Source organism: Gillisella taibaishanensis (assembly GCF_001938985.1).
GTDB classification, from domain to species: Bacteria; Pseudomonadota; Alphaproteobacteria; order Rhizobiales; family Rhizobiaceae; genus Allorhizobium; species Allorhizobium taibaishanense.
Map to the genome: position 1 here is coordinate 20640 of NZ_MKIN01000019.1, position 14348 is coordinate 34987.

Genomic DNA, 14348 nt, shown 5'->3' on the forward strand with positions numbered 1-14348 from the left:
ATAAATATTCATGTGTGAGTTCCTAAAATACAATAGGGTGTGGATGGTTTTTAAACATGAAAATTTGATATTGCCAAGAAACCGCCCATTTTTAGACGGCGCCGTCGTGGTAAGTATTCTAGGTTAGGTAAGACATACTGTAAGTCACTATCCAGACTACAATGCATGCATGGGATATCTAGCTACTATGTCTGATTATTTTGAAAAAAGGGATTATAGGATTTCTCACACGAGAACACCTCAAATCGCACTTTAACAAGGAAATAATTGGAGATATCGCAATTCCTAGATCCTATCGTTGGTCTGAGAAACTATAGGTCCCGGCCAGCCTGTCACATCAGGCGACGTATTGGTCATTGCAGGAGCCGCAGCTTGCAACACGTTCTCGGCTGGGACATGCGCTATCCTGGTAATCGGCGGTGCCGCGAGCGCCAATCATCTTTACAGCGATGTAAGCCAGATCATCACTGACAAAGACGCCAAGAGCGCGCTCGTCCTAGCGCTTGTGGGAACCGGCATGTCGGAAAGTGACGCCGAGACCTATCAGGCTTATGCCGGTGTCGTCATGGTCACCACCGTCGAGGGCGGCGTCCGTTTCGCGACCCACAGAGCCGACGCCGCAGGCGCTGCGGACGACCTTGCCCGCCTTGAGGGTCAAACCTTTGATGCAGCAGGTGAACCAGGGTCGACAACATTTATTGCGCATCGGGCCGTTGATCTTGATGATTTTGATCGACGCAATACCATTGATAAAGCCGTTGGAAATTAAAGTCCGGTGAGGTCGGATCTGCAGCGAAGCTTGAATATTACGTGGGCGGAGCTCTCGAGAGAGCAACGGAGGGGACATCCGGCGATTATGTATTCATTTCGGGGCCGTACAGCGGCAAAAACTGTCGACTTCATGCTGACGCCAAACACTCTAAAGGAAGCTGAAAAAACGAATCAATTTTTTGAGCAAAACACCGTAAGATTCATAAAACAGCTTGAAGATCACGCAAATGCAGCTGATTTTGTACCATTGCCTCGAGGTTCCTTTCAGAAAATAATAAAGCCCTACTTGAGAAAACAATTAGGAATATTCCTAAAAATACGCAATAAAAGTGTTAACATTTAAGTGATGCAACAGTGGCAGGAATTATAATTATATCAGATGCTTAAATTTTAGCAATAAACAGCGTTACTTTTGAATATTTAGCAGAAAGAGTCGCCGCGCAATTTGTTGAAAACGATATTCACATCAAGGAAGAAGTATATCGATCAATGGAAGAAGGCGCTATGACATTCATAGATGCCGAGCCCTTAAATCCTAAAGACTTTTTATCTTCTCGAGAGCAGTGATAAAAGCAAGCGTCGCAGCTCAAGCTGAACTTTTTTTCCAAGATTCGAAAAGTGTGGACTGAATTGCTAGAAAAGCTACGACGAGATAGCAGATTTCAAATTTAAAGATCGAAACTGTAAACATAATATTGGGAATGCTGCGCTGAGATGAAATTATCTACCAAACAAAAGGTAGAAATTGCGCGCCAATCTTGACGGCTCGATCGGGACCAGCGGCCTGTCGGTGGCACCGCCAGTCAAGGCGGGCGAGCACGAAACCGGTAAGCCGCTCTCGGCCATCGGCGCGAAAGTCGCGCTCGCCATTGCTGATCCCACCCACGAGACCCAGAACATCGGCACGATCCGCGCGTGACAGTGATTAAGCGATCCGCACGCGGATATCATCGTGGCCAGCAGTCAGTGACCGCGCTGATAGCGCCGGACATATGATTGCACCGACCTACGGTCGCTTCACGCTAAAAGTCACATGCTAACCGGCCATTCCACATTTGATTTCAAACTAATTTTGCATGCTGCAAATACATCACTCAGTCGTATCCTAACCAAATTTATGAAAATAATGCACCTCCTTGTCTTGCAAAATTATCAAAAAACGATAATTTAGTTGCACAACATTAGGGAGGACCCAATGACTGACACTGCTGTTCGGGCTGGCGCTTATCTTCATCACATTGCTTTCGAAAGCTCCAATCCGGAGCGCCTTGCGCGCTATTATTCCAATGCCATGGATATGGAGTTGACGCAGGTTGGAGACGAATGGCGTTGTGAAGGCCCGAAGCGCCGCTTTATCGCTGTTGCTGGCACTGACAAGACGTTGGCCTATTCGGGTCTTGCTTGCCGCAATGCCGAAGGGCTTGCTCTTTTGCGCGCTCGGGTCGAGGCAGAAGGAATAGAAATCCTGCCGAGTCCCTCGCCCTATTTCGAAGGCGGTGCATTTGGCGTGCGTGATCCCGATGGTCGGCTGGTCTGCTTTGGTGTCGCCAAAGCTGACAAACCGGGCTTGAACGGAATCCAAGGCCCGACGCAGCATCTGACCTATGCCTCAGAGAATGTCCAAGCTTTCGTCGATTTCTACGTCGGCAAGCTGGGCTTTCAGCTGACGGACCTGGTTTTGCATGAAGACGGACGGTTGGCGACAGCATTTACCACCTCCAACCACGAGCATCACACCATTGCCTGCTTCTATACGCCCGGCCGTGTCGGCGTTGACCACCACTCCTATGAAGCCGGTGAATGGACTTATATCCGCGACTGGTGCGACCATCTCGCCGCCCACGACATCCAGCTGACCTGGGGCCCTGGCCGTCATGGTCCCGGCAACAACATCTTCATCTTCATCACTGACCCCGATGGAAACTGGATTGAAATTTCTGCGGAACTGGAAGTGATCTACGACCGTGACACGGTTGATTGGCCGCAGCATCCGCGCACACTCAATAAATGGGGCGAAGCGATCCTGCGCTCGTAATGTTGCGGCGCGCGCCGCCCACCGTGTGGCGTGCGGTGAACGGTTGCGGTGAAGGGAGCACCGCGATCGCCACTGAAAAGGAAGTCAAATCAAGTTGAGGAGAACCCCATGAACGCCGTCGCACCCGTCCTGCAGGTCGATATAGCCATCGTCGGCGCTGGACCCACGGGTCTTACGCTGGCCAATCTCCTGGGCGGCATGGGAGTTTCGGTCGCGCTTATCGAGCGGAATGTTACGACAGTGCAGGAGCCTAGAGCCGTGTCCATCGACGACGAATCGATGCGCACTATTCAGGCAATTGGCCTGGACAAGGCCGTGGAGAAAATTGTGGCGCGCGGCTATGGCTCACGCTACCTGTCCCCGGACGGTGACCTTTTTCTGACGGTTGAGCCAACCTCGCGTGATTATGGTTTCGATAAGCGCAACGCCTTTCAGCAGCCGGAGCTTGAAGCATTGCTGCGCGATGGCCTTTCTCGCTTCCCCAATGTGATCCAGCTGTTTGGCTGGGACATGCAGTCATTTTCTCAGGACGACCGCGGCGTTCAGGTGGAGTTGGCCAATGCATCGGGCGCAGGCCGCACCGTCACCGCAGGTTATATGGCGGCAGCCGATGGTGGGCGCTCGCCGACCCGAAGCAAGCTCGGTATTTCCCTGGTTGGCTCGACCTTTGCGGAACGGTGGCTGATTGTCGATCTGGTAAGGACAGAAAATCGCTTCCGCCACACCCAGGTTCATTGCGATCCCGCGCGTCCCTGCATTTCCCTGCCCGGCCCCAACAACATTCGCCGGTATGAGTTCATGCTACATGCCGGCGAAGACGACAAGGCCGTGACGGATGAAACCTTTGTGCGAGATCTGCTCGCCCGCGTTGGTCCCGATCGGAATTGCGAATTCAAGCGCGTCAGGGTCTATACATTTCACGCCAGGCTTGCGGATCGCTGGCGGGATGGTCGCATTCTGCTTGCGGGCGACGCTGCCCATCTCACGCCGCCATTTGCAGGACAGGGCATGAACAGTGGACTGCGCGACGCACACAATCTGGCCTGGAAACTGGCCGAAGCCGTCAAGGGCGACACCGTGCCTGAGGATCTGCTTGAGAGCTATGAAATCGAACGTCGGCCGCATGCCTGGGAAATGATCGAACTGGCGCTGAAGATGGGGCAGGTCATGATGCCCACCAATCATCTCACGGCGTCGCTCACCCGTCTCGCGTTTCGTGCTCTTGGCCTCTACGCCCCTGCCCGCGATTATTTCGCCCAGATGCGTTACAAGCCGAAGCCAAGATTCCGCAAGGGGCTGCTCTGGCCGGACGGACGCTCGGAGAAGGAGACCATGGTAGGTCGCCTTGTCCCGCAACCTGTTGTGGAAGACACAAGCCGCAACCGGGTGCTGTTGGATGAAATCCTGCCAGATCGGCCAACAGTTGTCATCTTCGATGAATTCCCCGACCGCGCCCTTGCCAAATCAGAGGTGGAGGCTCTTACGGATGCCGGCTTGCATGTGATTGGCCTGACGCCGGAATGGATGAACCCGATCGACGGAGACATTCCTGTCTATCGCGATAGCAGCCGGCTGTTCAGCACCGAACAGATGCGACCCTATCTTGGTCATGCCCTGCTTTTACGGCGGGATCGCTATATTGCCGCAGCCGTTCCCGTCACGCGGATCGGAGAGTTGATCGACAAAGCTGCTGCCCTCGCGCCGTTCCCCGAGCAATTGGCCGAGGCGTCATTCGCGAATGCCTCATGAGCCGAGCGGACATCACAACTTTGACTCGGCCGTTCTCATTTCAACCGTAAGCGCCTGTGGCAGTGTTTTCATTATTTCCGTTTTGTGGAAAATGCTTTAGGAGGAATAATCCAGCGGGTTCAACGGACACTTTCTAATTTGTTCGTTGAATAGCAAGCTTTGGATGATCGTAAACGCAGATCGCGTTGGTGTTCTCCAACCCTTCAAACCGTTATTGAAGCGAATATCTGAGGCATGAATGGCTGGACTTGAACGGTTTGTCGAAATCTTGCGGCTTTTCGACGAGCGCAAGCCGCATTGGACAATTCAGGAAATGGCGGTAGCCGTGGATGTCCCCGCTAGCACCGTTTATCGCACGGTGCGCGAATTGGTCGGGCAAGGTTTTCTAGACCCATCGTTGGAGGCTCATTATCGACTGGGAGCCGCCTTTATCGAATTCGACCGACGTTTGAGAATATGCGATCCACTGATCCGGGAAGGCGAACCAATCCTTGCCGATGTACTGCAAAAATCCGAGATTGCTGGTGTCGCCATCATTGCGCGGCTTTATCGCGGCCAAGTCATCTGCGTTGCCGAAGCCCGGTCCCCCGGAGCGCATATCGAAACAAGTTACGAGCGCGGCCGTCCGATGCCGATGATGCGTGGTGCAACTTCCAAGGCCATTCTTGCCCAACTGCCACGCGCCCGTCTTAACAAGATTCTCAGCGCGTCGGCTGAAGACCATGCGCTGCAGCAGGATAATATTGCTGCCCTGACCGCCATTCGTCGTCAGGGTTATGCCATCACTCGAGGCGAGGTCGATTCCGGCCTTGTCGGCATTTCAGTTGCGATCTCCTGTCCAGAGGTTGCCATCAACGCCAGCATGAGCCTCATCATCAAGGGGCAAGCCAGCAGCGGAGCCATTGAACGCCGCTTGCTGATGACCCTGATGCCCGCAGCCGATCTGCTGGCGCAAAAGCTGCGTGCCGATCCTACCGGTCTGGCGAACTGAATCGCTTGATTTCAAAAGCGTCGCAGACATCCCTTCGGTCCTGCGACCAGTTAATCCGCATCAACGTCCCGACCATTAATTGCAAAATCCGGGTCGCCGATTACTCCGCCACCACTATTCTTCTTTTAATGCGCAACCCCTTCCAGGGCATGCGTCTTTGCACTTGATATCCGACTTTCTAAAATCTCTCCTGAAGAAAATTTTTGCAGTACAAACTAATCAGATTATCATTTTTTAATAATAATAATTGACTTTTCTCAGGTTGCTCCTGTATCTTGGTTCACCAGAGGAGACTGCTTCATACCGACTTAGCATATTGACCGCGCCCGTTAACGCGACCGCTTAGCCGTGTCTGACAGCAACACAGAGGAGGATGCCTTGCAGCAAAACGTCAATCCACCCGTGCGCTTTGTTCAGACGTACGAAGACTTCTACGGCCAGTACATCGCTGGCCAGTGGATTGCTGGAAGCCAAGGCACCACGCTTCTTGATCGCAATCCTTTTGATGACACTGTCTTGGCCGAAATTGGCCAGGCCAGTCTGGCGGATCTCGATCGGGCGTTCGATGCCGCTAAGAAGGCGCAGCTCGATTGGGCGCGCTCGACTCCGGCAGAGCGGGCAGCGGTGTTTATGCAGGCCGTGTCTATCCTTGAAAACCGCAAGGAAGAGATTATCGACTGGCTGATCCGTGAGAGCGGCAGCACGCGGATTAAGGCTGGCATCGAGTGGAGCGCTGTGCGCTCCGGCATGTTAGAGGCCACAACCATTCCCAACGCGGCCCATGGCTATCTCATGCCTGTCGACAAACCTGGCAAGGAAGCGCGGGTTTACAAAAAGCCGGTCGGCGTTATCGGCGTGATCAGCCCTTGGAATTTCCCTCTGCATCTGTCGAACCGTTCCATTGCACCAGCGCTTGCGCTTGGCAATTCTGTCGTCCTCAAGCCTTCAAACGACACGCCTATTACCGGCGGATTGCTGTTGGCAAAGATTTATGAAGAAGCTGGCCTGCCGCCCGGCGTGTTAAATGTCGTGGTCGGCAGTTCTGCAATCATTGGCGACGCCTTCGTACGCCACGCCGTGCCGCGTGTTTTGACCTTCACCGGCTCCACGCCGGTCGGCCGCCATATTGCGAGGGTTGCAGGCGACTCACCCTTGCTCAAGCGCATCGGCCTTGAACTTGGCGGCAACGCCCCGCTGGTGGTTCTGGACGATGCTGATCTTGAAAAGGCTGTACAATCTGCCTTGATCGGTCGCTTCCTGCATCAAGGCCAGATTTGCATGAGCACCAACCGCATCATCGTTGATGCCTCGCTCTATGACCGCTTCGTAGACGCTTACACGGAAGCAGCGAGAGCGGTGAAATACGGCGATCCCAATGCGCCAGACACCCTGATTGGCCCTCTTTGCAACGACAACCAACTGCGCAGCGTTCAATCATCTATCGAACTCGCCCGAGCCAGCGGCTTCCGCGAATGTGTGTCCGGTGCCATCGAAGGCCGGGTCGTGCCGCCGCACGTGTTTGCGGACGTGACCAACCATTCCGAATTTGCCCGCAATGAGATCTTTGGCCCAGTGGCCCCGCTCATTCGTGCCGCCAATGAGGAAGAGGCGCTCGCCTTTGCCAATGATACCGAATTCGGCCTCTCAAGCGCTGTCTTCACGCAGAACGAGGCCCGCGGCCTGGGCTTCGCCCAGCGCATCGAAGCGGGCATGACACATATAAACGACATCACCGTCCACGATTTTCCCCATGTGATGTTCGGGGGTGAAAAGAACTCTGGCCTCGGCCGTTTCAACGGCAAATGGATCATCGAAGAGTTCACGACGGACCATCTCATTACAGTTCAGCGGTAGGGCTGAGGCCAGCGTTGTCGGGTGTCGCTTGAGGAGAGTGGCACCTGGATCGTCATAACCACCGGGAGCGGCACGGCACGCTGGTCCGGAATGCGATCGTGTGCCGCCAGGAGGAGAATATGCAACAAAGAATAGCAGGAATCCGTCAGGGGCTGCTTTTGGTGGCAATCGCGTGGTTGGCACCCATCGGATCGACGCTTTTCGCGCCAGTCCTGCCGCACATGATCGACCATTTTTCAGCCGTGCCTCATGCGGCTCTGCTGGCGCCGGTGGCACTGGTCACACCTGCGCTGCTCGTCGCTCTGCTGGCTCCAGTCGCAGGCTTATTGGCTGACCGCTTTGGTCGCAGGCGCCTGCTGATGGTGGCGCTCGCCCTTTACGCTGTTGCCGGCGTGTTGCCTTACTGGATCGACAACCTCTATGTCATCATCCTCACACGCATGGTGGTCGGCGTTGCCGAGGCTGGCGTTATGACCGTTAGCACAGCGCTGATCTGCGATTACTTCACCGGCGACCGACGGGCGCATTGGCTCTCCGTTCAATTTGGTTCGGCGTCACTCGTCGCCATTTTCTGTTTCGCGCTGGCCGGTTTTCTGGGATCCTTTGACTGGCGTGCCCCCTTTCTGGTCTACGGCGGCACGGCCCTGTTTATCCCGCTGGCGCTCGCCGTCTTGTTTGAGCCAGCCCGTGCCGCCGAACCGGAACAAAGGGCCGCAGTGGAGACGGTACGGCTCCTGAGCGCGCGCGTTGTCGGTTGCCTTGCGCTTACGCTTATCTGTGGCGCATTGTTCTATGTAACGCCGGTGCACATTTCTTTGGTCCTGAGCGAGCGCGGCATTTCCGATCCGCAAATATTGGGACTTGCCAGCGCCATCGGCGCCATGGGTGCGGTCGCCGGAGCAGCTTTGTTTCGCCTGCTGTCGCGGCGCGCAATCGGCGCGCTCCTGACCGGCGCAATGGCGCTTCAGGCAGCTGGTTACGGCCTGTTGTACACTCAGCCCTCCCTGTCCGGCACGGTCATCGGCATGTTCGTCAACAATATTGGATGCGGCATTTCCCTGCCGTTGGTTCTTGCGTTGACCATGAGCAAGCTGCCTGACGCTTATCGCGGGCGTGCCTCGGGGATCTGGACGTCGATGTTCTTCATCGGTCAGTTTTCCTGCCCGCTGATGATCGGTGTGGCCTCCGCCGCAGCCGGTGGCATGGTCGCAACTATGGGCGTCTTGGCCAGCATTACCGGCGTCGCCGCCCTTCTTCTGCTGGCGACATCGATCTTCGGAAGGTCGCTACGGCAGCCGGTCACGACGGGTGCAGCTCCAATACCAATGCATTAAACGAGAGATAAGGGGGGTACATACAGTGAAGACAACAACCATGGCGAGGCGCCTTGCCGAATATTGTCTACTTTTCGGCCTGTTCGGGGCTGAAGCATCCGCAGCCGAGTTTTATCAGACCTCGACACCTGGCGCGACCTCGGACATCCGCGCAGCCGAACTGCCGCCGGAATCAGGTTTCTACGCCATCGGCGGTGTTTGGGGCAATTGGCGCAACCGGTTGAACGACGGCAGTGGCAATGAAATATTTCCTGATACCAGCGAACGTCTCTTCCAGGGTCAGTTGGGTGGGATGTACGTCTATCCCGGTGAAATATTGGGTGGGCGCGTCGCCTCTTCCTTGATCTTCATCTATGGCGAGCACGACCTGACGATTACCAAAACCACGCCGGCGCGGCTGAGTAACAAAAACACTGGCCTTTTCGATGCCTATTCTGATCTCTTCTTCTGGTCGAAGAGCTGGTATGATGGTCCACCTCCGACAGCCGCGGGTCAACCCCAGCCGAGCCCTGATTTCGTGCCCCCCATGCCTGTTGGTCTAACCCTCGGGTTTGGTCTCGGCGTCACGGCACCGATCGGCAAGTTCGACAACGCGGCCGTCGGCAATCCCGGCTTCCATAATTGGGTTCTCTCCCCAAACGCCGCAGTGACCTATCGCACCAAACCAATCCTGCTCGATGCCACTGAATTTTCGGCGCGGGTCTTTTACAACCACAACTTCGACCGTGACGACTCCACCGGTGGCTTCACCTATCGTGACGGCGACTACATCTCTGCTGATTTCGCCGTCACGGAACGCTATAACCGCTACCAGTTCGGTCTTGCCGGAAACATCAAATGGCAAATTGAAGACGACGAGGGTTCACCCGCAGTCTCGCCCACTGACGGACGACGCCATAAATCAATCCGCCTTGGCCCGATTATTGCAGTCGATTTCCCTGAGTATCGCACGACCGTCAGCTTGAAATATTTGACTGACGTTTACACCCGTAATGCCTTTGAAGGCGACTATCTGCAACTCAGTTTCATTCGTAAGATTTGGTAGGGAGAATTAAAAATGCTCCTTGAAACATCAAAACGAACCGGCAGCAGCGGTCAGGTAGCGAGACCATCTTCAAAAGATACTTCCGCTACACTGAGTGCCAAACTGGCGTCTTCAGGACCGGTTGAAGGTCTCATCAAGCGCGTGCTTGATATCCGCGATTAGGTCCTGCGGGTCCTCAAGGCCAATGGAAAGACGCAGGTGACCATACTTCTGAAAGTTTAGTGGATAGCGTTCGGCCCCGCCGCGGCCGCTTCCTCCAACATGGACAATCAGCGTTTCATCATGACCGAGTGAAACAGCCGAAGTTATAACCTGGAGATTGGCGACAAAGCGGTTCTGAGCGTCTGGATCACCGTCCACGGCGAAGGCCATCACTGCACCATAACCTTTGCCGTGAAACTGCGCCTTTGCCAGCTGATGCTGGTCGTGGCTCTCAAGTCCGGGATAGGTGACATAGGCAACATGCTTCTCACCAGAGAGATAAGTTGCAATGGTCTGTGCGGTGGCGAACTGCTGCTTGAGGCGCAAAGGCAGGGTGACCGACCCACGGGTGATGAGCCAGGCATTGAAGGGCGAAATAGTTCCGCCGAGATCGACGAGGGCATCCGCCTTCACATGATGGATCAGATCCTTGGACGCAATCACCGCCCCACCCATCGCGTCACCATGGCCATTGATGTATTTGGTCAGGGAATGGATGACAAGATCAGCCCCAAGTGCCAGCGGCCGGAAGAACGGTGGAGGGGTAAAGGTTGAATCCACAGACAGAAGGGCACCGGCACTCTTGGCGATGGAAGCAAGCGTCGCGATATCAGCGACCTTTGTGGTCGGGTTCGCAATCGTCTCGGTGTGGATCAGCTTGGTGTTAGGCCGGACGGCGGCCCTGACCGCATCCATATCGCCCATATCGACGAAAGTGGCCTCGATATTGTAGCGTTGCGGCAGGAGTTCGGCAAAAAGCCGCCAAACCGCTTCATAAGTCACGTCGCCGACGATTACATGATCGCCGCTCTTCAGGAATGTGAAGAACACAGCATGAAGCGCGGCGACACCGGTTGCGAAGACGGCTGCGTCCTCGCCGCCTTCCATGGCCGCGAGCTTACGCTGCAAGCAGATCTGATTGTGCCCGGAATTTCGGGTGTAGGAGGGCGCCTCGGTATCTGACCAGTCCATGGTCGAGGGATCGTAGGGAAGAAGATACGAATTCGCCATGACGATGGGCGTGCGTATCGCACCTGACGTCTGGTCAATCTCGTTGCCGCCATGCACCGAAAGCGTTTCGAAGGCGAGCGTTGAAAGCTCATGCTTGTTTGGTCTGGACATGTCGTTGCCTCTGGTTTTGGTCTCAGTCGTGACCGGCTCTATCGACGCGACGGCACGGCATTTTCAAGTTTCTGGAAAGCCCTAGCGATGAAGAAAGTCACTACGACATAGAAGAGGGTGACGAGAAGCATTGGTTTGCAGACAAGCCGAGTATCCTGTCGGATCTTGTAGGCCGCGCCATAAATGTCCATCACCGTCACTGAAAAGACGATCGGTATGGCTTAGAGTTGAAGCACCCCTTCTCCGGCGAAGGTAGGAAGCCGATCCCTATGGCACGCGTAGGTCAGGATGCATTGTTCCTCCTTTGCGACGCGACCAACACCCGTTTCTCCGGGCGAAGCTTCGCTGCTGCCGCGCCGCCACGACGGAAATCGTCGGTTTAATGTCAGGGGTCCGGTTTGTCAGTCGCCCTTCGACGGTGACATCCCTCCATCATGCAATATTGACTTCCACCGCCGAGTCCGGCGTCGTCTCCTATGCCACGACGAGTTTCTGTCTATAGACTTCGCAGCCAGGCGCCAGCTGCTGAAGCCCACTCACCAGCATGTTGGCGGCCTCTTCCAGCGCCTCTTCCGGCATGGTCGCCAAGCTCTCGAGAATGAACCACATCCGGCCCCCGATTGAATCGAGGCGTGTGCGCGTTCCCTGCCTCCAGTTCCAACGACGGCACGTCACACCGATGTCATCGCGCCAGACCACTTCACCTGTAGACGGGTGTTCAACGATCGCGTCGCCGTTTGCAACCGTATCAAAGGCTTCCGTGCCCGCGGCAACTGACAGCCGTGGCCGACCCACATAAGCGTCGAAATTTTCGCCGCCGACCGGAACTGCAAATCTTAAGCTCACAGCGTTATAAAGATCAACGAGTGGGTTGATCGATGGAAGACGACCGTCTTTTTCCACCCGCTTTTTCAGCGCCTGAGCAGAACAGGGCGTCCGGTTGGGCTTTGCGCCAAAGCGGGTATAAACTTCGGCCCAGGAGGCAAGATGTGCATCCGCCCATTGCGGTCCGCCGGTGCGAACGAAATCACAGGCTTCCCCGAGAAAGTCGTTGCTGATTTTGCCGCGCGGGGCATCTTTGGCGTCAACCAGAATGCTGATCGCTCGAAAGTCCGGTGCAATTTTTTTGATATCGGTGTCGATCACCGGAAAATCCAACATGCCCTCTAGCTCCCATTGACCAGTTTAGTCTACAATACCGACCATGAGCAAGAAAGTCAATATATCGACCGAAACGGTCGCTGACGTTGAGCGCGTCAGCGCAACTGTCTCCCAGAACATGAAAACCTTCAGGCGTCAGAGCGGCATGACGCTTGACGAGCTCTCTCGAAAGTCAGGCGTGAGCAAGGGCATGCTGGTCGAAATCGAAAAGGGGACCGCCAATCCAAGTATCGCTACGCTGTGCCGGGCCGCAACGGCGCTTGGCGTATCGGTCGCAGATGTTGTCGGCGTTGCCTCGAACGTTCCCGTTCGTATCGTCCCACCCCAAGATGCATCGACTTTATGGCGAGGACCAAAAGGTGGCAGCGCCACGCTTCTCGTGGGAACCAATGGGCCGGATGAAATCGAACTATGGCGCTGGACGCTGTTCCCAGGCGAGATTTTCGAGTCGCCCGGCCATTCGCCCGGTACACTGGAGCTTCTCAATGTCGAAGCCGGCAAGCTCACCCTGAAGCTTGGCGAAAGTGAATATGTGGTGGAGGCCGGGTCATCCGTCCTGGCGCGAACGGAAGATAAGCATGCCTACATGAATTGCGGAGCCGATGAAGTGCGCTTCGTCATGACGGTGGCGGAACTACATCGCCCACGGGTGCGAACCGGTCTTTAGTTATTGCGAGCCGAAGGTCTTGATGCTCACCATTGCGGCCGCTATTTGATTGAAGTGCATGTCAAAAAAACGAGGGCCTGATGGCAACTGGTATTGTGAAATTCTTCGCTCAGGATAAAGGCTTCGGCTTTATCACCCCGGACAACGGTGGTCCTGACGTATTCGTCCACATTTCGGCCGTTGGATTTGGTGGCGCGTTGCAGGATGGCCAGAAGGTCAGTTACGACGTCGGCCAGGACCGCAAGACCGGCAAGTCCAAGGCAGAAAACGTCACCGTCCTGTAATCGCGGTCCCGGCGTCGAATGTGGCGAGGCTCCCAAGCTAATGACGGGGCCTCGGTCACTTCAGGTGCCTTTCTATAAAGAGAACCGAACCGACACGATCGACAGGTAAAGAATGGAGACGCACAGGGCAAGTGAAGAGCGGCGCGTCTCCGGCATGAGCATCTTAGGAACCGGCCGATCCGTTCCACACCGCGCCATTGCCTCATCCGAGTTTGATGAGCTGCATGGCTTCCCGACCGGCTACGTGCAATCCGTAACCGGTGTGCGCACGCGCCATGTTTGCGACGGTGAGAACCAGATCGATCTCGCCTGTGACGCCGCGCGCAAGGCGCTGGAGGCGGCCGGCCTGCGGCCGCAAGATCTCGATATGATCATCAGCGCCTCGGCGGTCGCATATCAGCCGATACCGGGAACGGCGCCGGCCATCCAGCGGGCTCTGGGCATCGCTGATGGCGGTTGTTTTTCCACCGACATCAACAGCACATGCCTGAGTTTTCCGGTCGCCCTGCATTTTGCATCCAGCCTGTTGCAGGCCGGCACTTACCGCACCATCCTGATCGTTTCCTCGGATATCGCTTCCCGTGCCCTGCCGTGGAAGACGCAGCCCGCGGTGGCGGGTCTTTTCGGGGATGGCGCCGGTGCCGCTATTGTCCGCGCTGACGTTCACGCCGGCATCCTGGCTGCGCATTTCACAACCCTGCCATCGGGCTACAATGCTTGCCAGATCGGCGCTGGCGGCACCCGCTTCGATTTCCAGCGAGAGCCGGAACAGTTTGCCGCACATAGTCTGTTTTCTATGGATGGCAAGGAACTCTTTCGCCTGACCGCACGGGATTTCGGAAGCTTTGTCGACACGCTTCTTGCTGCGGCAAACACCCGCCGTGACGAGATCGTACGGGTCATCGCCCACCAAGCCAGCCCGGGCGCACTTGCGCATATAACACGGATCTGTGAGTTCGAGTCGCAACAGGTGATCGATATTTCCGCACAGTTCGGCAACCAGATCGCAGCCTCCATTCCTTTCGTGCTTGACTATGCGCTTGAGCAAGGGCTGGTTCACCAGGGAGACCGGATCATGATGCTCGGCACATCGGCTGGCGTGTCCTTCGGCGGACTTGTCATGGACCTTTGACC

Annotated in this window: 14 protein-coding genes and 1 pseudogene; 13 read left to right on the forward strand and 2 right to left on the reverse strand. The window is 55.7% G+C overall.

Annotated elements, in window-relative coordinates:
* Window positions 1-349 precede the first annotated feature (349 nt).
* The 10 genes and pseudogenes from BJF91_RS03610 to BJF91_RS03640 all read left to right on the forward strand — a co-directional run bounded on the left by BJF91_RS03610 (window position 350) and on the right by BJF91_RS03640 (window position 9779).
* Window positions 350-769 (forward strand): hypothetical protein, encoded by a 420-nt coding sequence (locus BJF91_RS03610; RefSeq protein ID WP_075613131.1) that lies wholly within the window; start codon window positions 350-352, stop codon window positions 767-769.
* 17 nt (window positions 770-786) lie between these two features.
* Window positions 787-855 (forward strand): annotated as a pseudogene (locus BJF91_RS25540) (hypothetical protein); the annotation flags it as partial.
* A 1-nt stretch (window position 856) separates the two neighbouring features.
* Complete coding sequence (locus tag BJF91_RS25545) at window positions 857-1114, forward strand: hypothetical protein (protein WP_210289097.1); 258 nt, start codon at window positions 857-859, stop codon at window positions 1112-1114.
* 402 nt (window positions 1115-1516) lie between these two features.
* Window positions 1517-1690: a hypothetical protein gene (locus tag BJF91_RS24960; RefSeq protein WP_162843829.1), complete on the forward strand. Its 174-nt coding sequence runs from the start codon at window positions 1517-1519 to the stop codon at window positions 1688-1690.
* A 276-nt stretch (window positions 1691-1966) separates the two neighbouring features.
* Window positions 1967-2806, forward strand: a complete 840-nt coding sequence (locus BJF91_RS03615) for a VOC family protein (protein WP_075613132.1) — start codon at window positions 1967-1969, stop codon at window positions 2804-2806.
* A gap of 108 nt (window positions 2807-2914) precedes the next feature.
* Complete coding sequence (locus BJF91_RS03620) at window positions 2915-4555, forward strand: bifunctional 3-(3-hydroxy-phenyl)propionate/3-hydroxycinnamic acid hydroxylase (RefSeq protein ID WP_083943107.1); 1641 nt, start codon at window positions 2915-2917, stop codon at window positions 4553-4555.
* 238 nt (window positions 4556-4793) lie between these two features.
* A complete protein-coding gene (locus BJF91_RS03625) occupies window positions 4794-5546 on the forward strand; it encodes an IclR family transcriptional regulator (RefSeq protein WP_075613133.1) in 753 nt (250 codons plus the stop codon).
* Window positions 5547-5924: 378 nt separating this feature from the next.
* Entirely contained in the window at window positions 5925-7400 is a 1476-nt protein-coding gene (locus tag BJF91_RS03630) for an aldehyde dehydrogenase family protein (RefSeq protein WP_210289098.1), read from the forward strand.
* Window positions 7401-7519: 119 nt separating this feature from the next.
* Window positions 7520-8734, forward strand: a complete 1215-nt coding sequence (locus tag BJF91_RS03635; RefSeq protein WP_075613134.1) for an MFS transporter — start codon at window positions 7520-7522, stop codon at window positions 8732-8734.
* 25 nt (window positions 8735-8759) lie between these two features.
* Window positions 8760-9779 (forward strand): SphA family protein, encoded by a 1020-nt coding sequence (locus tag BJF91_RS03640; protein ID WP_139310575.1) that lies wholly within the window; start codon window positions 8760-8762, stop codon window positions 9777-9779.
* A gap of 111 nt (window positions 9780-9890) precedes the next feature.
* Here BJF91_RS03640 and BJF91_RS03645 read toward each other — a convergent pair whose 3' ends face one another.
* Together BJF91_RS03645 and BJF91_RS03655 are read right to left on the reverse strand one after the other, a co-directional pair.
* On the reverse strand, window positions 9891-11102 hold the full coding sequence (locus BJF91_RS03645; RefSeq protein WP_075613136.1) for a trans-sulfuration enzyme family protein: 1212 nt from the start codon (window positions 11100-11102) through the stop codon (window positions 9891-9893).
* Between the two features lie 474 nt (window positions 11103-11576).
* Window positions 11577-12263, reverse strand: a complete 687-nt coding sequence (locus tag BJF91_RS03655; protein ID WP_184412863.1) for a B3/B4 domain-containing protein — start codon at window positions 12261-12263, stop codon at window positions 11577-11579.
* Between the two features lie 43 nt (window positions 12264-12306).
* On the opposite strand from BJF91_RS03655, the gene BJF91_RS03660 reads away from it, so the two are divergent.
* From BJF91_RS03660 to BJF91_RS03670, 3 genes are all read left to right on the forward strand, one after another.
* Window positions 12307-12930, forward strand: a complete 624-nt coding sequence (locus BJF91_RS03660) for a helix-turn-helix domain-containing protein (protein WP_075613137.1) — start codon at window positions 12307-12309, stop codon at window positions 12928-12930.
* A gap of 80 nt (window positions 12931-13010) precedes the next feature.
* Window positions 13011-13214, forward strand: a complete 204-nt coding sequence (locus BJF91_RS03665) for a cold-shock protein (protein ID WP_075613138.1) — start codon at window positions 13011-13013, stop codon at window positions 13212-13214.
* 154 nt (window positions 13215-13368) lie between these two features.
* Entirely contained in the window at window positions 13369-14346 is a 978-nt protein-coding gene (locus BJF91_RS03670) for a 3-oxoacyl-ACP synthase III family protein (protein WP_083943111.1), read from the forward strand.
* Window positions 14347-14348 lie beyond the last annotated feature (2 nt).